At 71.7% G+C, this 18,432-nt stretch carries 15 protein-coding genes; 11 read left to right on the top strand and 4 right to left on the bottom strand.

From position 1 onward, the window contains the following. Positions 1 to 69 precede the first annotated feature (69 nt). Both ACFU9P_RS23040 and ACFU9P_RS23045 read left to right on the top strand, forming a co-directional pair. Positions 70 to 3,192, top strand: a complete 3,123-nt coding sequence (locus tag ACFU9P_RS23040; RefSeq protein WP_384083797.1) for an alpha-mannosidase — start codon at positions 70 to 72, stop codon at positions 3,190 to 3,192. Next, positions 3,185 to 5,536 carry an ROK family protein gene (locus ACFU9P_RS23045; protein WP_384083800.1) on the top strand — a complete coding sequence of 784 codons (2,352 nt, stop codon included), beginning with the start codon at positions 3,185 to 3,187 and terminating at the stop codon, positions 5,534 to 5,536. Before ACFU9P_RS23040 ends, ACFU9P_RS23045 begins: the two co-directional genes overlap by 8 nt. 84 nt (positions 5,537 to 5,620) lie before the next feature. Here ACFU9P_RS23045 and ACFU9P_RS23050 read toward each other — a convergent pair whose 3' ends face one another. Beyond that, the gene (locus ACFU9P_RS23050) at positions 5,621 to 6,895 is read right to left on the bottom strand and encodes a glycoside hydrolase family 71/99-like protein (protein ID WP_384083803.1); all 1,275 of its coding nucleotides are present in this window, start codon (positions 6,893 to 6,895) and stop codon (positions 5,621 to 5,623) included. Positions 6,896 to 7,264: 369 nt separating this feature from the next. Between ACFU9P_RS23050 and ACFU9P_RS23055 the strand changes: the two genes are divergently transcribed. The 5 genes from ACFU9P_RS23055 (at position 7,265) to ACFU9P_RS23075 (ending at position 11,446) form a co-directional block, all read left to right on the top strand. Next, positions 7,265 to 7,843, top strand: coding sequence for a DUF5134 domain-containing protein (locus tag ACFU9P_RS23055; RefSeq protein ID WP_384083806.1), 579 nt, complete (start codon positions 7,265 to 7,267; stop codon positions 7,841 to 7,843). A gap of 157 nt (positions 7,844 to 8,000) precedes the next feature. Further along, positions 8,001 to 8,936: a M56 family metallopeptidase gene (locus ACFU9P_RS23060; protein WP_384083809.1), complete on the top strand. Its 936-nt coding sequence runs from the start codon at positions 8,001 to 8,003 to the stop codon at positions 8,934 to 8,936. Between the two features lie 81 nt (positions 8,937 to 9,017). Beyond that, positions 9,018 to 9,731: a phosphatase PAP2 family protein gene (locus ACFU9P_RS23065; protein ID WP_384083812.1), complete on the top strand. Its 714-nt coding sequence runs from the start codon at positions 9,018 to 9,020 to the stop codon at positions 9,729 to 9,731. 19 nt (positions 9,732 to 9,750) lie between these two features. Then, positions 9,751 to 10,461 carry an HAD family hydrolase gene (locus ACFU9P_RS23070; RefSeq protein WP_376372735.1) on the top strand — a complete coding sequence of 237 codons (711 nt, stop codon included), beginning with the start codon at positions 9,751 to 9,753 and terminating at the stop codon, positions 10,459 to 10,461. Between the two features lie 331 nt (positions 10,462 to 10,792). Further along, positions 10,793 to 11,446 (top strand): TetR/AcrR family transcriptional regulator, encoded by a 654-nt coding sequence (locus ACFU9P_RS23075; protein ID WP_384083816.1) that lies wholly within the window; start codon positions 10,793 to 10,795, stop codon positions 11,444 to 11,446. Here ACFU9P_RS23075 and ACFU9P_RS23080 read toward each other — a convergent pair. Then, the gene (locus ACFU9P_RS23080; protein ID WP_376372741.1) at positions 11,422 to 12,915 is read right to left on the bottom strand and encodes an LVIVD repeat-containing protein; all 1,494 of its coding nucleotides are present in this window, start codon (positions 12,913 to 12,915) and stop codon (positions 11,422 to 11,424) included. The two genes, ACFU9P_RS23075 and ACFU9P_RS23080, sit on opposite strands and share 25 nt — an antisense overlap. Positions 12,916 to 13,071: 156 nt before the next feature. On the opposite strand from ACFU9P_RS23080, the gene ACFU9P_RS23085 reads away from it, so the two are divergent. Next, positions 13,072 to 13,746: a DUF305 domain-containing protein gene (locus tag ACFU9P_RS23085; protein ID WP_384083820.1), complete on the top strand. Its 675-nt coding sequence runs from the start codon at positions 13,072 to 13,074 to the stop codon at positions 13,744 to 13,746. A 48-nt stretch (positions 13,747 to 13,794) separates the two neighbouring features. On the opposite strand, the gene ACFU9P_RS23090 is transcribed toward ACFU9P_RS23085, so the two are convergent. After that, positions 13,795 to 14,718 (bottom strand): DUF6214 family protein, encoded by a 924-nt coding sequence (locus tag ACFU9P_RS23090; protein WP_384083823.1) that lies wholly within the window; start codon positions 14,716 to 14,718, stop codon positions 13,795 to 13,797. Between the two features lie 118 nt (positions 14,719 to 14,836). Beyond that, complete coding sequence (locus ACFU9P_RS23095) at positions 14,837 to 15,187, bottom strand: ArsR/SmtB family transcription factor (protein ID WP_384083826.1); 351 nt, start codon at positions 15,185 to 15,187, stop codon at positions 14,837 to 14,839. A 185-nt stretch (positions 15,188 to 15,372) separates the two neighbouring features. Between ACFU9P_RS23095 and ACFU9P_RS23100 the strand changes: the two genes are divergently transcribed. From ACFU9P_RS23100 to ACFU9P_RS23110, 3 genes are all read left to right on the top strand, one after another. After that, entirely contained in the window at positions 15,373 to 16,452 is a 1,080-nt protein-coding gene (locus tag ACFU9P_RS23100; RefSeq protein ID WP_384083829.1) for an NADH:flavin oxidoreductase/NADH oxidase, read from the top strand. A 91-nt stretch (positions 16,453 to 16,543) separates the two neighbouring features. Continuing rightward, positions 16,544 to 17,638 (top strand): WD40/YVTN/BNR-like repeat-containing protein, encoded by a 1,095-nt coding sequence (locus ACFU9P_RS23105; protein ID WP_376372755.1) that lies wholly within the window; start codon positions 16,544 to 16,546, stop codon positions 17,636 to 17,638. Between the two features lie 111 nt (positions 17,639 to 17,749). Then, on the top strand, positions 17,750 to 18,427 hold the full coding sequence (locus tag ACFU9P_RS23110; RefSeq protein WP_384083831.1) for a uracil-DNA glycosylase: 678 nt from the start codon (positions 17,750 to 17,752) through the stop codon (positions 18,425 to 18,427). Positions 18,428 to 18,432: the final 5 nt, after the last annotated feature.

Consider the following 18,432-nt stretch of genomic DNA (forward strand, 5'->3'; position numbering starts at 1 on the left):
GAAAGGCGTTGACTTGATAACACTCTTGGTTTTACATGGCGGTTACTGGCTGGACAGGAAGGGCCGCCCATGCATGACCGCAGGAAGTCCGGAGAAGAGCGGATAGCCCATTTCCTCACCGCCCGTATGCGCCCCGCGCTCTACACCGAACGGCTTCCGATGGAGGTCGGCGCCTGGCACATTCCCGGCGAGCCGGTCCCCGTCGATGTGGCCCTGCGCGCCGACTACACGCCCTTCGTGGTCGGCGACGCGTGGGGCCGCCCCTGGTCCACCACCTGGTTCCAGGTCCGTGCCACCGTCCCGGAGCGCTGGGCCGGCCGGCGTGTGGAGGCGGTCTTCGACCTCGGCTTCGACAGCCGTGCCGAGGGACTCGTCCACGACGCGCACGGCACGCCCCTCCAGGGCCTGCACCCCCTCAACCGGTCCCTGACCGTCTCCACGGCGGCGAGCGGCGGCGAGCAGGTCCGGCTGCTCGTCGAGGCCGCCGCCAATCCCCCGATCGATACGGAATCCGGCGCCGGTACGGCGTACGGCGACCCGGTCACCGCGGGCGACGAGCCGCTGCACCGGCTGCTCCGCGCCGATCTCGCCGTCCGCGACGAGGACATCTGGCAGCTCATCCATGACATCGATGTCCTCGACGGGCTGATGCGCGCGCTCCCCGTCGAACTCCCCCGCCGGTACGAGATCCTGCGCGCCCTGGAACTGGCCGTGGACGCCGTCGACCCGCGCGATGTGGCCGGCACGGCCGGGGCCGCCCGCGCGGTCCTCGCTCCCGTACTGGCCCGCCGTGCCCATGAGTCGGCGCACACCGTCGCCGCCGTCGGCCATCTCCCCGAGGCCCCGGCCCGGCTGTGGCCCGCGCGCGAGGCGGTACGGAGAACCGCCCGCGCCTTCAGCACGATGACCGCGCTGGCCGACGAGTATCCGGAGCTGATCTTCGCCGCGGCCTCGGCCCAGCGGTACGCGTGGATGAAGGACCACCACCCGCATGTCTTCGAGCGGGTACGCAAGGCCGTCGCGGACGGCAACTGGGCGCCGGTGGGCGGGATGTGGGCGGAGGCCGACGGCGCGCTGCCGGGCGGCGAGGCGCTGGTACGGCAGTTCGTGTACGGGCGGCGCTTCCACCGTGAGGAGCTGGGCGGCGACACCGACGGGGTCTGGCTGCCCGGCTCCGCCACGATGAGCGCAGCTTTTCCGCAGGTGGCCGCGCTCGCGGGGGCCCGCTGGTTCCTCGGCGGGCGGGCCGCGGCGAGCGATGTGCCGCGGCGGGCCTTCTGGTGGGAGGGGCTGGACGGCACCCGCCTGTTCAGCCATCTCCCGCCCGCCGCCCAGGACTTCGGCCTCACCGGCGGTGAACTGGCCGGCGCGGTCGCCTCGTACACCTCCCCCACCTCCCTCGCCGACACGACCGGTCGGGGCGTGGGCAACCGCTCCCTGCTGCCCTTCGGGCACGCGGACGGCGGCGGGCCCACCCGGGAGACCCTGGAGCGCGCCCGCCGCCTCGCCGACCTCGAAGGCTCGCCCCGGGTCGGGATCCAGCACCCCTCGCACTTCTTCCGCGACGCCCTCGACGAGCAGACGGACGACGCCCCGGTGTGGCGCGGCGAGCTGTCCGATCCGGTCAGGAGCGGTACGTACACCAGCCAGGCGCGCACCAAGCGCGGCAACCGGCGCGCCGAATCCCTGCTGCGCGAGGCCGAGTTGTGGTCGGCGACGGCCGCGGTAAGGGACGGCATCCCGTACCCGTACAAGGAGCTTGAGGCGCTCTGGAAGAAGGTTCTGCTGCTCCAGAGCCATGACATCCTGCCGGGCACCTCGATCGCCTGGGCGCATCAGGAGGCCGAGCGCGGTCACCGCGAGATCCACCGGGGTCTTGAGCAGCTCATCCGCCGTGCCGTCGGCGCGCCCGACGCGGAGACGGCCGTCTTCAACGCCGGGCCGTACGCCCGCCGCGAAGTGGTCGTCCTGGACGGGGACCGGCCCGCGCAGGGCGGCCAGCGGCTCGCCGACGGCCGGATCGCGGTCCTCGCCGAGGCACCCGCGCTGGGCCGTGGTCCGGTGGGCGCCGGGGAGTTCGCAGATGTCGCGCCGGTGAGCGCCCGGCCCGCCGAGGGCGGCGGGGTGCTGCTCGACAACGGGCTGCTGCGGGTCCGTCTCGACGCCGAGGGGCTCGTACGCTCCGTACTGGACCTGGCCACCGGCCGGGACGCCATCGCGCCCGGCGCCGCCGGCAATCTGCTGCGCCTGTACCGCGACGACGTGCCGCGCGGCAGCGCCTGGCACCTGGACCCCCACTACCACCGCACCGCCCGGGACCTGGACCGCGCCTGCGAGGTCGAAGTGACCGCGCGCGGCCCACTGCTGGCGTCGGTACGGGTGGTACGGAGCACCGGCAGATCCACCATCGGGCAGGAGCTGTCCCTGACGGCGGGCAGCCGTGTGCTGAGCGTCGCCACGGAGGTCGACTGGCGGGAGCGGGACACCCTCCTCAAGGCCGTCTGGCCGCTGGACGTGCACGCCGAACACAGCACGGGCGAGATCCAGTTCGGCCATGTCAAGCGCCCGACGCACGAGAACTCCGGCCCGGACGCGGCCCGTCCGGAACTCTGGGCACACCGCTGGATCCATGTCGGCGAGCACGGCTGGGGTGTTGCGCTGGCCGGTGACTCGACGTACGGATACGACGTCTCACGCCACACCCGTGAGGACTCCGGGACCACCACGACCGTGGGGCTCTCCCTGCTCCGTGCCCCGCACTCCCCCGATCCGCACGCCGACCGCGGACCCCAGGTCTTCCGCCACACCCTGCGGCCGGGGGCCGGTGTCGGCGACGCGATCGCCGAGGGGTACGCCCTCGCCCTGCCGCTGCGCCCGGGGGCCGCCGGGCCCGCCGGGGCGCCGCTGGTGTCCGTGGACCACCCGGATGTGGTGGTGGAGGCGGTGAAGCTCGCCGACGACCGCTCGGGGGATGTGATCGTACGGCTCTACGAGTCGCGCGGCGGCCGGGTCCGTACGGCGCTCACCGCGGCCTTCCCGGTGGTGGCAGCGCGGGAGACGGATCTGCTGGAGGAGACGCTCGCGGAGCGCCCGTGCGAGAACGGCTCGGTGGCGCTGACGCTGCGGCCGTTCCAGATCCTCACCCTGCGGCTGGTGCGCGGGGACGGCCGGGCCGGGGGTGCCCGTGCCTGATGCCCCGCGTGGCGAGGGTCCGGACGGCTCGCCGACCGCCCAGCACGGCTCGCTGGCTCCCGAGCACCGGGCCGTACTGCGCCGCTGGGCCGAGGAGGGCGGCGCGCTCGCGACCCGCGCGAGCGTCGTCCTGCTCGCCGCGGACGGGCTCCGCGACGCCGAGATCTCCCGTCGGCTCGGGGTGTCCCGGCAGACCGTGGGGAGCTGGCGGCAGCGCTGGACGAGCGCGGGCCTCGACGGGCTCGAACACCGGCCGCGCACCGGCAGACCGGCCACGGTCGACGAGGCGGAGGTGGTGACCCGTACGCTGCTGGCGCCCGGCGGCAGCGGCGCGTCCCGCGCGATCGCCAGGGAGCTGGGGCTCTCGCACGCCACGGTCGCGGGGATCCGGCGGCGCTGGCGGCTCGGCCACGACGAGGCGCGGGCTCCGTCCGTACCGACCAGACCGCCGCTGCCCGCCGCCGCGGTGTGGGTGATGGGCCTGTATGTGGACCCGCTGCGCGCGGTGCTGCTCGTGGGGACCCGGCGGGGCGCCGACCGGTCGGCCGTCGCCGGAACGGTGATCGGCACGGAGGTGCTGGCCGGTCTCGACCGGGCGCTGGAGGCCGCTCTGTCGGCGGCGAAGGCGCGCCAGGACAGCCGGGACGGCGGGCCCGGGCCAGGCGGGGCGGACGGTCTGGCGGAGTATCTGGCCGAGGCCGGCCGCAGCCATCCGGACCTGGACCTGCACGCGATCACGCTCTGGGACGCCGGTGCCGGGCCCGTACCGCCTCTGTACGAAGGAGAGGTGACGTGCCATCAGATCCCGGCGCGGTCGAGCTGGCGTACCTTCCTGCGGGCCATGATCGCGCTCGACAGCACCAGCCATCCCGAATCCTCGCGCCGGGTCTATCTCGATCTCGCGGCCGAGCTGGAGCGGTACGCGACCGCGCGCTCCGACCGGCCGTGCACGGCGGTGCGCTGGCTGCGCGAGAACGTGGCCGGGCATCTCGCCGCCCGCCACCCGGCAGGACGGCCCGGCGGCCCGGCGCGGAGCCAGTCGTGGAGCGGGGTCAACCAGATCGATCTCGGTTCGTTCAACGAGTGCGTGGTCATCGAGACGGTACGGCTCTCGGGCACCATCACGCGGGGCGAGATCGCACACCGCACCGGGCTGACCCAGCAGTCGGTCTCCCGGATCGCGCGCTCGCTGCTGGACCGGGGCATCCTGATCGAGGACGCCCAGCGGCGCGCCACCTCCGGCAAGCCCCGGACGCCGGTACGGCTCTGCGGTACGGCGGCGCACGCGCTCGGCATCCATATCGACCCGGAGGTGCTGACCGCCGTGGTCATCGACCTGGACGGGGCGATCGTGTGCACCCGTACCCGGCCGGTCACCCCCGACACCGATCCCGCGGAGTTCGTGGAGCGGGTGGCCGCGCTGGGCCGCGAGACGCTCGCCGAGGCGCGTGGGGCGGTACGGGAGGACGGCTTCCTGGGCATCGGGGTGGCCGTACCGGGGCCGGTCGACATCGCCTCGGGCACGGTGCTGGGGCCGCCGCTGATGTCGGCGTGGGGCGATCTGCCGCTGCTGTATCTGCTGAAGGACCACTTCCCGTGTCCCGTCCTGATGGAGAAGGACTCCACCGCGGCCGCCGCCGGGGAGCGCTGGATCGGCCGGGACCGCAGGGCCAGGGACTTCGCGTATCTGTATCTCGGTACGGGCGTGGGCACCGGGCTCTATCTCAACGGTGACATCTACCGCGGGATCAGCTCCAACGCCGGGGAGTTCGGGCAGCTCTGCGCGATCGCGCTGGGACGGGTGGGCAAGGACGGCCGGCCGGAGATCCTGCCCGAGTGCAATCCGCCGGTGTCGGTGCCGGATCTGGCGGTACGGGGCGGAATGCGGCCCGTACCGCCCCTACCGCTCGCACCGACGGCGTCGGGCACGACGGCCTCGGGGAGCACCGCTTCGGGGAGTACGACTTCAGGAAGTACGGCGGCCTATCTGGCGGTGGGCGGGGCCGCCGCCGCGGGCGACCCGGCGGCGGTGGGTGCCGTACGGGAGGTGGCGCAGGCGGTGGGGCGCGGGGCGCTGGGGCTGGTCGATCTGCTGGACATCGATCTGATCGTGCTCGGCGGGCCCTTCTTCACCGAGGATGTCGCGGGCTTCTACCTCGACGAGATCACCCGTACGGTCAATGAGTTCCCAACGGCCAGAAGACTGCGCCGGGTTGAGGTCGAGCCGTCCGTGCTCAGCGCGGAGGCGGCGGCGGTGGGGGCCGCGTCGACCATCTTCCACGCGACGTTCACCCCACGGCTGCGGGGGCGGGAGGGCCGGGCCCGGCATCTGCCGGTGGGCTGAACCGAACTCCCGTACGAAGAGGGCGAAATGACGGACCGCCGGGGTGAGATCCCGGCGGCCCAGTTGTTCTGTGTCCCGTGCCCGTCAGACCCTGGGCTGCGTGGGCCTGGTCGCCGTCAGCCCGATCTGGCCCTTGAGCATCCGGCCGCCGTCGCCGGTCAGCCGCAGATAGTAGTCCGAGGAGCAGGAGGTCCCGTCCTCGTCCAGCGCCCAGATGCCGGAACCTGACGGCACCTGCGCGGCGTTCTCCGCGGTCTTGGCGATCTGGTTGCCCTCGTTGAACTCGTCGAACATCGAGATGTAGATGCCCTGCGCGCCGAGCCGGACCATGTTGTAGAACTGCCGCCACATGAAGTCACCGTGCGCGCGGTGCCGTTCCTGGAGATCGCCCGGCAGCACACACGGCTGGTAGTCGATGCCACGGGCGTTGCACTCCGCCTGGTCCGGGGTGTTGACGTCGCGGAAGAAGCGGTCGGTGTCGGCGACATTGGAGATCCGCCCGACCATCCAGGGCGAGATCATGTTGAACGAGCGGTACACGTCCCCGAATCCGGGCCGTGAGTCGTCGGTGCTGTTGCGCCAGTGCGTCGGCACTCCGCCGATCACGTAACAGCCCTGGGCCTTGAACCAGTCGACGACGTCCTTGCACGGCGCGGGCGCGAAGGGCCGGCCGGGGTCGTTGAAGCCGAAGCCCCAGATGCACACCACCGGCTTGCCGTTCTGCCTGGCGTAGGCGCTGGACGCGGTGTGCGCCCGCATCTTCGTCGTCCAGTCCTCCTTGATCTGGGACTGCATCGAGGTCCAGCCGGTGACGTCGTACATGATGTAGAACTTGCGGCCGTTGGCCTCGGCGGACTGCCGTACCTTCTGCGCCATGGCGTCCCGTGTGGGGCCCTCGGGGCTGTACGGGTTGAAGCGCTGGAGCGCCGCGGTGTCGCAGTTGTTCTCACGCATCCAGCGGAAGTGGGTGTCGACGGTCTGCTGATCCCAGGAGGAGAACAGCGTCGCGGGCTGGCCGCCGTTGAGATTCGCATATGCCGTCCGGTAACCGCGGGTGTATTCCCGCATGTCCGGCCACGACTTGATGGTGGTATTGCTGGGCGAGGGCGGCTGGCTCATGTTCTGGCTCCAGTGCCACCAGCCATTGATGGGGGCGCCGTCGCCGGTGCAGGCGAACCAGCCCTGATAGCCCACGGTGATTTTGCCGACCACATCGCCGGGCGGGCTGGCGGCGGGTCCGAACTGGGCGCGGCGCCTGGGTTCGGCCGCCGCGGCACCCTGCTGGGCAGCGCCGACGCCGCCGAGCGCGGCCGACGCGGCCAGCGCGGACGCGAGGACCGACCGTCGTGACACATTCATGGAGGATTTCCTCCCACTAGATATCTGCCAGAAATGCGTAAAGTCCCCGGGGGTGGGGGGATTTTCGGACGGTGGCAGCCCGCCAGGACCCCAAGGGCACGCATCTGCAAAGTAGTCGGGCGCCGTGCCGACCACAAGCCGCGTGCGCCAGGAATTCGTCCGCAATTCCCCCGGCTTGTCAGCCGATTTTCTTTACGCTTTCCGTTTCCAGCGAAATGCGAATGAAGGTACGGCGGTTGGCGGCGGGCGCGCCCCTGTCGCGCGGTGCGCTCCCCCCGTGTCTCTCTGCGCTCGTATGCGCCTCCGCGCTGGCGGGCATCACCTCCCCGACACCGTTGAAGTCGAACGGGGGACGGGGGGAGGTGCGCGGTGCACGGACCGGCACTGGCCGGCTGGCTGCTCGTCGCGCTCTGTGCGGCGAACGGGAGTTACTGTCTGCTGCGGATGCGCAGCGGTGTGGACGAACAGCGCCGATGGGCCGGTACCGAGGCGCTGATGGGGTTCGGGATGGCGGCGATGGCCGTGCCGGCGGCCGTACTGTCACCGCCCCGGTGGGTCTGGCCGGGGTACGCGGCGCTGTTCGGCGCGGTGGCGCTGTATACGGCCGTACGGTCCCGGGGCGCGGCCTACCGGGCGCACCGGACACATCATCTGCTGGGGATGCTGGTGATGGTCTATATGGCCGGGGCGATGGCCGCCGCGCCCGCCGGGGCTCACGGCTCACACGGCGCGGGCGGGGCGCCGCTGGTCACCGGGGCGCTGCTGCTCTACTACGCGGGCTATGTGCTGTGGGAGGGCGGGCGTCTGCTGCCGCTGCCCGCGGCGGCGGGTCCTGGCGGTGCGGGCACGGTCACGGCGGCGGTGCCCTGGGGCGACATGACGGAGCTGGCGCTGGTCTGCCGGCTGTCGATGGGGATCGCGACGCTGGCGATGCTGCTGGCGCTGTGACCCCGCGGACACCGGCGCGCACACCGGGGCGGACACCGGGCGGGCGCGGGAGGCATGGGGCGTCACGGGCTCCATGGGGCGCCTCAAAACGTGTCCTGGGTCACTTGCCCGGCCAGGACATACCGCTGTGTACTCCCGTCCTCATAGTCTGATGACCATGATGGTCTCCCTGGCGCTGCTGCTGCTCGGCGCACTGGCCGCCGTCGTCGCCCCGCGTCTGCTGGCGCGCGCCGACTGGCCGGAGCGCGAGCCCGTGGTGGCGCTGTGGGTGTGGCAGTGCGTCGTGGCGGCCGTCCTGCTGAGTTTCGCGCTCTCGATGACCTTCAGCGCCGCGGCCGCCTGGCTGGCCGTACGGGGGCATGTCTTCGCGCCCGCCCCGAGCGGGGTGGTGGAGGCCTACGCCCTCGGTTCGCACCGCCCCTGGTCGGCGCTGCTCGCCGTGGCCCTGGCGGGCGGCGGTGTGTGGACGGCGGCGATGCTCACCCGGGAGATCCACCGGGCCCGCAGCCGACGCCGCCGGCGCCGCGCGGAGCTGCTCGTACGCTCCCCTCTGCTGCCCGGCGAGAAGCCCGGGAACGGGCCGCTGGTCGTCCTGGAGGGCGTGCGCCCCGGTGCCTGGTGGCTGCCGGGGGCCGCGCCCCAGTTGGTGATCACCACGGCCGCGCTGCGCAAGCTGAAGGGCAGCAGGCTCGACGCTGTACTCGCGCATGAGGAGGGCCACGCGCGGGCCAGGCACGACTGGCTGCTGCACTGCTCGGCGGCGCTGGCGAACGGTTTTCCGCAGGTGCCGGTGTTCGCGGCGTTCCGTGACGAGATGCACCGGCTGGTGGAGCTGGCCGCCGACGATGTCGCCTCGCGCCGGTTCGGCCGGATGACGACCGCGCTCGCGCTGGTCGAACTGAACGAGGAGCGTGGGGTGTTCGGCCCCGGCACCGCCCCGGACTCGCAGCTTCCGCAGCGGGTGAACCGCCTCCTGTCGCCCGTACCGCGGCTCCCCGCGGCCCGCAGGCTCCGGCTCACCGCCGCCGCTGCCGCCGTCCCCGTGGTGCCGCTCCTGATCGCCTTCGTACCGGCGCTGCGGGCGCTGGGATAGGCCGGATCCATCCCCCGGCCCCGGTAACCCGTACGCCCGTACGACTGGCTCGGCGCGCCGGTCGTCGGCGAAGATCGTCCCATGCGCCCGCAGTCGCTCTCTTCCGCTGCCTCGTCGGATTCGCAGACACCACCGCCGCCCTCCGCCGGTCCTTCGCTGCTCACCCCGGCCCGTACGGGCACTCTCCTCGCCTTTCTGCTGGGCCTGCTGGTGGCTCTGGTCGTGGCGGAGTGGGGGCCGTTGCTCTCCTTCGACCGGGCCGCCGCGCAGGCGCTGCACCGGCGGGCGGTGGCGGAGCCGGGTGTCACCTGGATCAACCGGGTGCTCACCGACTGGGCCTGGGACCCCTGGACGATGCGGCTGCTGATCGCGGTGGCGGTGGCCGTGGCGTGGCTGCGCGGCAAACGCCTGCTGGCACTCTGGGTCGCGGGGACGAGCGCGCTGGGCGCGGCCCTGTCCCATGTGCTGAAGTCCGCCGTGGGACGCGAGCGCCCGCAGTGGCCCGACCCGGTCGACTCCGCCCACTTCGCCGCCTTCCCCTCGGGCCACGCGATGACTGCGGCGGTCTCCTGCGGGCTGCTGCTGTGGCTGGCGCAGCATCTCGGGGTGGGCCGCAGGGTGTGGCGTACGGCACTGGTCCTGGCGGCCGTCTCGGTGGCCGGAGCGGGTCTGACCCGGCTCTGGCTGGGCGTCCACTGGAGCGCCGACGTCCTGGGCGGCTGGCTGCTCGGGGGCAGTATGGTCGCCTTCGCCATCGCGTCGTACGGCCGCCTGGCCTTGTCCCGGGAGCGCTGACCCCGCGAGGATCAGAGGCATGACCTTCAAAGGTGTGCTCTTCGATTTCTCCGGAACCCTCTTCCGCATCGAATCCGCCGGATCCTGGCTACGAGCCGTGCTCGACGAGGCGGGCGTGGCCCTGCCGCCCGACGAGGTACGGCGCTACGCGATGAAGCTGGCCGTGGCGGGCGCGCTGCCCGGCGGCTCGGAGCCGCAGCGGGTGCCGCAGGACCTGGCCGCGCTCTGGGCCACCCGCGACGAGAGCGCAGAGAGCCACCGCGCCGCGTACACCGGACTCGCCCGCCAGGTGAAGCTTCCCAGCCCGGCCCTGTACGACGCGCTGTACGAGCGCCATATGACCCCGCACGCCTGGCGTCCCTACGCCGACGCCGCCGAGGTCCTCGCCACACTGCGGCACGGGGGCATCGGGATCGCGGTCGTCAGCAACATCGGCTGGGATCTGCGGCCCGTCTTCCGCGCGCACGGCCTGGACGCCCTCGTCGACGCGTATGTGCTGTCGTACGAGCACGGCATCCAGAAGCCCGACGCCCGGCTCTTCCGGGTGGCGTGCGAGGCGCTGGGGCAGGACCCGCACGATGTGCTGATGGTCGGGGACGACCGGAACGCCGACGGCGGGGCGGCACAGCTCGGCTGCTCGGTGCACTTCGTGGACCATCTCCCGGTGGAGGAACGCCCGGCGGGACTGCGCCCGGTCGTCGCCCTCGCGGGCCAGGGCCCGCTCCCGTAACCCCCGGCGGGCGCCCGGCGCTTCCGGCGCCGGGCGCTCCCTCCCGTACGGACGTACGGAAAAGCGCTCCCTCTCGTACGGAAAACGGGGCGCGGCCCGGAAAGCGGGCATCCGGCACCCTGTGAACGGGCGGCTCCGGACCGCGAAACGGCGCCCCCGGCAGTCCGAAACGGGCACCCCGGCGCTCCCCGAGCATGCCGAAGCCGCCCGCCTTGGACGATCCCCCGCGTCGCCCAAGGCAGGCGGCAGCCCCGCTGACCAGGCCTGAAGAGGTCTGCGACGGGACGCACTGAGTATATTGGCTGAGAGCCAGTCAACGCAGGAGTCAAGCATGTCCCCGCGGAGCCCATCGGTCAATGAAGAGTTGCGTCGGCGTTCCCGGGAGCGGCTACTGCAAGCCACGGTGGAGCTGGTCGCCGAGCGTGGCTACGAGGCCACGACACTCGCCGACATCGCCGACCGCGCCGGTTCGGCGCGCGGTCTCGTCTCGTACTACTTCCCGGGGAAGCGCCAGCTCCTCCAGTCCGCGGTGCACCGGCTGATGCATCTCACCCTGGCCGCGGCCCTGGAGCGCGAGCCGGCCACGGACGACGGGCGGGAGCTGCTGGCGCGGGCGATCGACGCCATTCTGGGACTCGCCGCGGACAGCCCCGTACTGATGCGGACTCATATGGCCGGCATCCTTCAGGCCCAGGGCTTCGTGCAGTGCCCCGAGCAGCAGCGGCTGGCGGCCCTGCTGCGTGACACGGTGACGCGGTACGGAGCGGCGGACCCGGACAGCGACTATCCGATGCTGCGCGCCCTGCTGATGGGCGCGGTCTTCGCGGTCCTGATCCCGGGCGCCCCGATGCCGCTGCCCCGGCTGCGCGCCGAGCTGTTCCAGCGCTACGGGCTCGACTGGGAACTCGGCGTTCCGCCGGGCGGCGAGCCGCCCGGCGGAACGGGTCAGGACATCACTCCTCAGTGGCCGGAGCCGGAGAAGTAGTCGGGCTGCGTCTGTACGTTCAGCTCGGGCAGCCGGACGCGCTTGGCCTCGTCCGTCCTGCGGTCGTTGAGCTGGAGCACGTCAAAGCCCTTGGCGATGTCGTTCGAGTAGATGTAGCCGTTGTAGTAGTACGCCGACCAGGGGCCGGCGGTGGTGACCTGAGCGGTGGTGATCGGACCGCGCTCGAAGTACGCGATCTCCTTGGGCTTCGAGGAGTCGGTGAAGTCCCACACGGAGACACCGCCCTGGTACCAGGCCTGGACCATGATGTCGCGGCCCTTGACCGGGATCAGCGAACCGTTGTGCGCGACACAGACCTCGGTCGCCGCCTGCGGACGGTCGATCTTGTAGTAGCTGCGGAAGACCAGCTTGCGCCGGTCGCCCTTGCCGACGATGTCGTAGATGCCGTCGGCACCCTTGTTGGGACCGATCTCGTCGTTGCAGGTGGCCGCGCCACCGCCGCCCAGCTCGTCGGTGAAGACGACCTTGTTGGCCTTCTGGTTGAAGGTGGCGGAGTGCCAGAACGCGAAGTTGACGTTGTCCTGGACCCGGTCGATCACCCTGGGGCGCTCGGGGTTCTTGATGTCGAAGATGATCCCGTCACCCATGCACGCACCGGCGGCCAGGTCCTTCGACGGCAGCGCGGTGATGTCATGGCAGCCGGTGGTCGCCGAGACGCCCGGGTTGGTGGGCGCGCCCGGGTTCCCGCCGTCCGGGAAGAGGTTCGGGAAGTTGACGATCGCCGCCTTCTCCGGAGACTTGCGCGGCACCTTGATGACGGAGATTCCGTCGTGCGGCGGCTGGCAGTCCGGGAAGGTGGTGCTCGGCGAGTACGACGAGACGTAGATGTAGACGTCCTTGCGCTCCGGCACCAGCGTGTGGGTGTGCGAACCGCACGCGGTCTCGACAGCGGCGACGTACTTCGGGTTGCGCTTGTCGCTGATGTCGAAGATCTTCATGCCCTCCCACGACTCTTTGACCGTCGCGGACTGCGTGACGCTCGAGCAGGAGTTGTCGCTGCGCGAGGAGTCGGTGGAGAGGAACAGGAGATCGCCGGAGACGGATATGTCGTTCTGCGATCCCGGGCAGAGCACCTGGGCGACGGTCTTGGGGGCCTTCGGGTTGCTGATGTCGAAGATCCGGAAGCCGTCGTAGTTGCCGGAGAAGGCGTACTTCCCCTGGAACGCCAGGTCGGAGTTGGTCCCCGCGATCAGGTCCTTGGGGATGTTGACGAGATGCTTGATGTTGTCGCTGTGGACGATCTCGTCCACACCGGGCACTTCGCCGTCCTGGATGGCTGCTCGCACCTCGGCGGCCTGGCCCGAGGAGATCTTCTCCGCGGCCGGGGTACCGGGGTCGGGTGTGGCGACCGCCGGTCCGGCGGTCAACAGCGTGGCGAAGAGCCCGGCCGCGGCTGCCGCCACGCCCAGACGTCTGCGCCGCACGCGGGTGGTGTGCAACGAGGTCACTGCGTCCTCCCTATGTATCCGTTCAGGGTGAACGGGTCACGGACCTGGGCAGTATCGTCCTTCTCATGTACATCTCAACAGATGGCAACAGAGACGTAATAAAAGTTTTTGATCAGCCGCACACCGAAGCGTGCTAGGAAAGTTTCACCACATCATGTGTCGCAGGAGGTCGCCGTGTTGATCCACCACAGGAGCCAGCGTGCCCGCCGGGCCGCCCTGGCGGCGGTGGCCGCCGTCGCCGTACTCGCCCTGGGGGCCTGTGACTCGGGGGACGACGGGGCGGCGAAGGCGAAGAAGGACGAGCCGGTGGTGGTCGCGCCGGGCAAGCCGGGCGAGCCGGCGAAGACGCTCTCGGCCGAGGAGGCCGTGAAGGCGGCGCCGGACAACACCCCCAACTCGGCTGATTTCAACTACGCGCAGATGATGATCGTCCACCATGGCCAGGCGCTGAAGATGACCGAACTCGTGGAGGCGCGTGCCGGTTCCGAGGCGGTGAAGCGGCTCGGGGAGCGGATAGCCGCCTCGCAGAAGCCCGAAATCGAGTCGATGAAGGGCTGGTTGAAGGCCCAGGGCGGGGCGAAGCAGCAGCACGGCCATGACCACGCCACGATGCCCGGGATGGCGACGGAGGCCCAACTGGCCCAGTTGCGGGCCGCGAAGGGCAAGGCGTTCGACGAACTGTTCCTGAAGCTGATGACCGTTCACCACCAGGGGGCGATCACCATGGCCACCGAGGTGCTCACGGACGGGAAGAACGTCCTGGTCGAGGAGATGGCGAACGAGGTCATCGCCCAGCAGACGGTCGAGATGAACCGTATGCGCTCGATGTGAGTGCCGGGGTGTGCACGGTAGGGCCGGCGGGCTCAGGGCCCCGGTGGATCAGCGGCGGTGGTGACGTGGTGTCAGGTGGCCCTCGTCACGGGCGCCCGCGATCAGCTTGAGCGACTTGCGGCGGCTGAACCCGGTGGCGGACATCACCGCGAGCACCGGGTCCTGGCCGGCCTGCTGGGCCGCGCGGTAGATCTCGGCGACACTGCGCCGGGCGGCGCTGCCGCGCGGCAGGGAGGGCCGGGCCCGGTGGCGTCCCGACGAGTCCCGCTCACGCTCCGGCTCGGCCTCGGGCTCCGGTCCCCGCTCGGGCTCGGGCGCCGGTTCTTCGCGGGGCTCGGCTGATACGGCCGGGGTGTCGGCGGTGGGAGCGTCGTCCAGGGCCGGTGCCTCGGGTACGGGATCGCTCGCGGCCGGGGCGTCGGCGGCGGGCCCGCCCGGGGCCGGGTCGGCCTCCGCAGGCAGGTCGGGCGCGTACTCCTGGGCGGCGGTGCCATCAGCGGCGGGCGCGGCAGTGGGCTCGGGAGCGGGTCCGGGGGTGGTGACAGGAGCGGGCCCGGGGGTGGGTCCGGGGGTGGTGCCGGATGTGACCGGCTCGCTGACGACCACGGTCCCCGGCACCGGCGGCCGGTGCCGGCCGGAGACCACCTGGCAGGCGTTCTGGAGCGGGGCCTCGATCGCCCCGGCGAGCGCGGCGAAGCCCTCCAGCGCCAGCGGCGGGTCGGCCTGCGCGTCCTCGATGGCGATACGGCCGTCCTGCACCACCGCGAGCACATCGATCCGGGCGCCGTCCGCGAAGGTCAGCCGGATATCGACCCAGGGCGGCAGGACCTCGCGCCGCGTGGCACCGTCGCGCGGGTCACCGGCGCCGGTGACGGTGCCGTGTCCCTGCACCTCCCACACGGGCCATTCGTACGCGGCGCGCTCATGGGGTTCCTGGGCGGAAATCCATTTATGTTCCGACACATTCGCCACTTAATCAGGCAATCCGCCCTTATTGTCATGGCGCGCACGGACCGGGCCCGCACGGCACCCTGTCGGCGCATCGCCCCGGGGCCGGGCGTGGGACCCGCAGCCGGGCGTGGCGCGCGGGTCAGCCGTCGCCGAGCCGCCGGGCCTGTGCGTCGGCGGCGCCCAGGACGCTGTCGAGCAGGCCGGGGAAGAGCGCGTCCAGATCGTCCTTGCGCAGTCCGCTCATTTTGGCCGTACCCCGGTAGATCTGCCGGATCAACCCGCTCTCGCGCAGCACCCGGAAGTGATGCGTGGTGGTGGACTTGGCGACGGGGAGGCCGAAGTGCGAGCAGGTCAGCTCGCTGTCCGCGGCGGCGAGCTCCCGCACGATACGCAGGCGCATGGGGTCGGAGAGCGCGTGCAGCACCCCCTCCAGGCGGATGTCCGTGCGCGGGGGGTGTGCGAGTTCGCGCGTACTGGTCGCGGCGGTCACAGCGGCTCCACTCCTCGGGGGCTTCCATTGTACGGTCGTTCGAGGATCATCGTAGTTTGACATTCACCGTACTACGATGGGTACCGTACGACGCGGAGAAGGCCGACGCCCGGATCGCCGGACCGGCCGCGCCGCTCCGCTCCGCCCTGTTCCCTCTGCCCTGTCCCGCCTGAATGGAGTTCCCTGTGAGCGCGCTGTTCGAGCCGTACACCCTGCGGTCGCTGACCATCCCCAACCGGGTCTGGATGGCGCCCATGTGCCAGTACTCCGCGGACGAGGCCGGCCCGGACGCGGGCGTCCCGAACGACTGGCACTTCGCCCATCTCGCGGCGCGCGCGGCGGGCGGCACCGGGCTGATCCTCACGGAAGCCACGGCCGTCAGCCCTGAGGGCCGGATCAGCCCCGCCGACCTGGGCATCTGGAACGACACCCAGGTCGAGGCGTTCCGCCGGATCACCCGCTTCCTCGCCTCGCAGGGCACCATCGCCGGAATCCAGCTCGCTCACGCCGGGCGGAAGGCCTCGACCGACCGGCCCTGGAAGGGCGGCGCTCCCGTCGGTGCCGAGGCCAACGGCTGGCAGCCGCTGGCGCCGAGCCCGGTGCCCTTCGCGGACGGGCACCCGGTGCCGGCGGAGCTGACCGTGGCGCAGATCGAGGAGATCGTCGGACAGTTCGCGGCGGCGGCGCGGCGGGCGCGGGAGGCGGGCTTCCAGGTCGTCGAGGTGCACGGCGCGCACGGCTATCTGATCGGTGAGTTCCTCTCCCCGCACAGCAACCGGCGTACGGACGCGTACGGCGGCTCCTTCGAGAACCGCGCACGGTTCGCCCTGGAGGTCGTGGACGCCGTACGGGCCGAGTGGCCGGACGAGCTGCCGGTGTTCTTCCGGATCTCGGCCACCGACTGGCTCGACGAGGGCGGCTGGACGGCCGACGACACCGTGCGGCTCGCGGACGAGCTGGTGGCGCACGGCGTGGACCTGCTGGATGTGTCCAGCGGTGGCAACGCGGCGGGGGTACGGATCCCGCTCGGCCCCGGCTACCAGGTGCCGTTCGCGGCCCGGGTCAGGAAGGAGACCCGGCTTCCGGTGGCGGCCGTGGGTCTGATCACCGACGCCGAGCAGGCGGAGAAGATCGTCGCCAACGGCGAGGCCGATGCCGTGCTGCTGGGAAGGGAGCTGCTGCGCGACCCGTCCTGGGCCCGCCGCGCCGCCGGGGTGCTGGGTGCCTCCGTACACACTCCGCCGCAGTACCACCGGGCCTTCTGACCTGCGCGGACATTCACTTCAGGCGCCATTGTCAGTGGTCGGGTGCAGACTGGCCCGTATCCGTGACAAAGGCGTCCTGGAGGGACAGGCGATGACAGAGGTACTTCTGACCGTAGGCACCCGCAAGGGGCTCTTCATCGGCCGCAGGCGCGGCGGCCGGTGGGAGTTCGACGGACCGCACTTCAACGCGCAGGCGGTCTACTCGATCGGAATCGACACACGGGGACGTGAAGGAGCACCGCGGCTGCTGGTCGGCGGCGACAGTCTGCACTGGGGTCCGTCCGTGTTCCGCTCGGACGATCTGGGCGCGAGCTGGACGGAGCCGAGCCGTCCCGCGGTGAAGTTCCCGAAGGACACGGGAGCGTCCCTGGAGCGCGTCTGGCAGCTCCATCCCGCGGGGCCCGCGGCTCCGGGTGTGGTGTACGCGGGGACGGAGCCCGCCGCGCTGTTCCGCTCCGAGGACGGCGGGGAGACCTTCGAGCTGGTCAGGCCGCTCTGGGAGCACCCCACCCGGTCGAAGTGGGTGCCGGGCGGCGGCGGTGAGGCGGTGCACACGGTGGTGACCGACCGGCGGGATCCGGCCTCGGTGACCGTCGCGGTCTCCACGGCCGGGGTGTTCCGCTCCCGGGACGGCGGCGAGAGCTGGGCGCCCTCGAACCAGGGGGTGTCGGCGGTCTTCCTGCCCGATCCGAATCCGGAGTTCGGCCAGTGCGTCCACAAGATCGCGCAGGACGCGGGCGATCCGGACCGGCTGTATCTCCAGAACCACTGGGGGGTGTTCCGCAGCGACGACGCGGGCGACCGGTGGACCGACATCGGCTCCGGCCTGCCGTCCGACTTCGGCTTCACGGTCGCCGCGCATCCGCACCGCGCGGATGTGGCCTATGTCTTCCCGATCAACGCCGACGCGGACCGGGTCCCGGCCGGGCGCCGGTGCCGGGTGTTCCGTACGCAGGACGCGGGCGCGAGCTGGGAGCCGCTGTCGGCCGGACTGCCCGACGGCGATCATTTCGGCACGGTGCTGCGTGACGCGATGTGCACGGACGGCTCCGATCCGGCGGGCGTCTATTTCGGCAACCGCAATGGCGAAGTGTTCGCGAGCGCGGACGACGGCGACACCTGGCAGCAGCTCGCCTCGCACCTTCCGGACGTACTCTGTGTTCGTGCGACCACGCTCGCCGGATAGCCGGGAGCGGCGCGACTGGAATGCTGGGCGGCCGGTCAAATGCCATGCGATGAAGGTGTGTTGACGGGTGCGGGCGGAGCGGTGCCCTGCGCACCAGTAGAGTGGCGCTCCGTGACAGCAAGACCGTTGAATGAGATCGTCGAGCCCGGATGGGCGGACGCGCTGGGCCCCGCGGCAGGGCGTATCACCGGGATGGGTGATTTTCTGCGGGCGGAGATCGCCGCCGGGCGCACCTATCTGCCGGCCGGACCGAATGTGCTGAGAGCCTTCCAGCAGCCCTTCGACGAGGTGCGGGTCCTGATCGTCGGCCAGGATCCCTATCCGACGCCCGGGCACGCGGTGGGGCTGAGCTTCTCGGTGGCCCCCGAGGTCCGTCCCCTGCCCGGCAGCCTGGAGAACATCTTCCGGGAGCTGCACACGGATCTGGGCCTGCCCCGGCCCTCCAACGGTGATCTGACGCCCTGGACGCGCCAGGGGGTCCTGCTGCTCAACAGGGCGCTCACCACCGCGCCCCGCAAGCCCGCCGCGCACCGGGGCAAGGGGTGGGAAGAGGTGACCGAGCAGGCCATCAAGGCCCTGGTCGCCCGCGGCAAGCCGCTGGTGTCCATCCTGTGGGGCCGTGACGCCCGCAATCTGCGGCCGCTCCTCGGCGACTTCCCCGCGATCGAATCGGCCCACCCCTCCCCCATGTCGGCGGACCGGGGTTTCTTCGGCTCGCGTCCGTTCAGCCAGGCCAATGACCTCCTGGTCCGCCAGGGCGCACAGCCGGTGGACTGGCAGCTGCCATGAGCGGC

The sequence above is a fragment of the Streptomyces sp. NPDC057617 genome (assembly GCF_042800555.1).
Classification (GTDB): Bacteria; Actinomycetota; Actinomycetes; order Streptomycetales; family Streptomycetaceae; genus Streptomyces.

Excerpts from the sequence above, each read along its gene's own strand:
- ACFU9P_RS23040 (WP_384083797.1), top strand. The coding sequence starts at position 70 with ATGCATGACCGCAGGAAGTCCGGAGAAGAGCGGATAGCCCATTTCCTC.
- ACFU9P_RS23050 (WP_384083803.1), bottom strand. The coding sequence starts at position 6,895 with ATGAATGTGTCACGACGGTCGGTCCTCGCGTCCGCGCTGGCCGCGTCG.
- ACFU9P_RS23060 (WP_384083809.1), top strand. The coding sequence starts at position 8,001 with ATGATGGTCTCCCTGGCGCTGCTGCTGCTCGGCGCACTGGCCGCCGTC.
- ACFU9P_RS23065 (WP_384083812.1), top strand. The coding sequence starts at position 9,018 with ATGCGCCCGCAGTCGCTCTCTTCCGCTGCCTCGTCGGATTCGCAGACA.
- ACFU9P_RS23070 (WP_376372735.1), top strand. The coding sequence starts at position 9,751 with ATGACCTTCAAAGGTGTGCTCTTCGATTTCTCCGGAACCCTCTTCCGC.
- ACFU9P_RS23075 (WP_384083816.1), top strand. The coding sequence starts at position 10,793 with ATGTCCCCGCGGAGCCCATCGGTCAATGAAGAGTTGCGTCGGCGTTCC.
- ACFU9P_RS23105 (WP_376372755.1), top strand. The coding sequence starts at position 16,544 with ATGACAGAGGTACTTCTGACCGTAGGCACCCGCAAGGGGCTCTTCATC.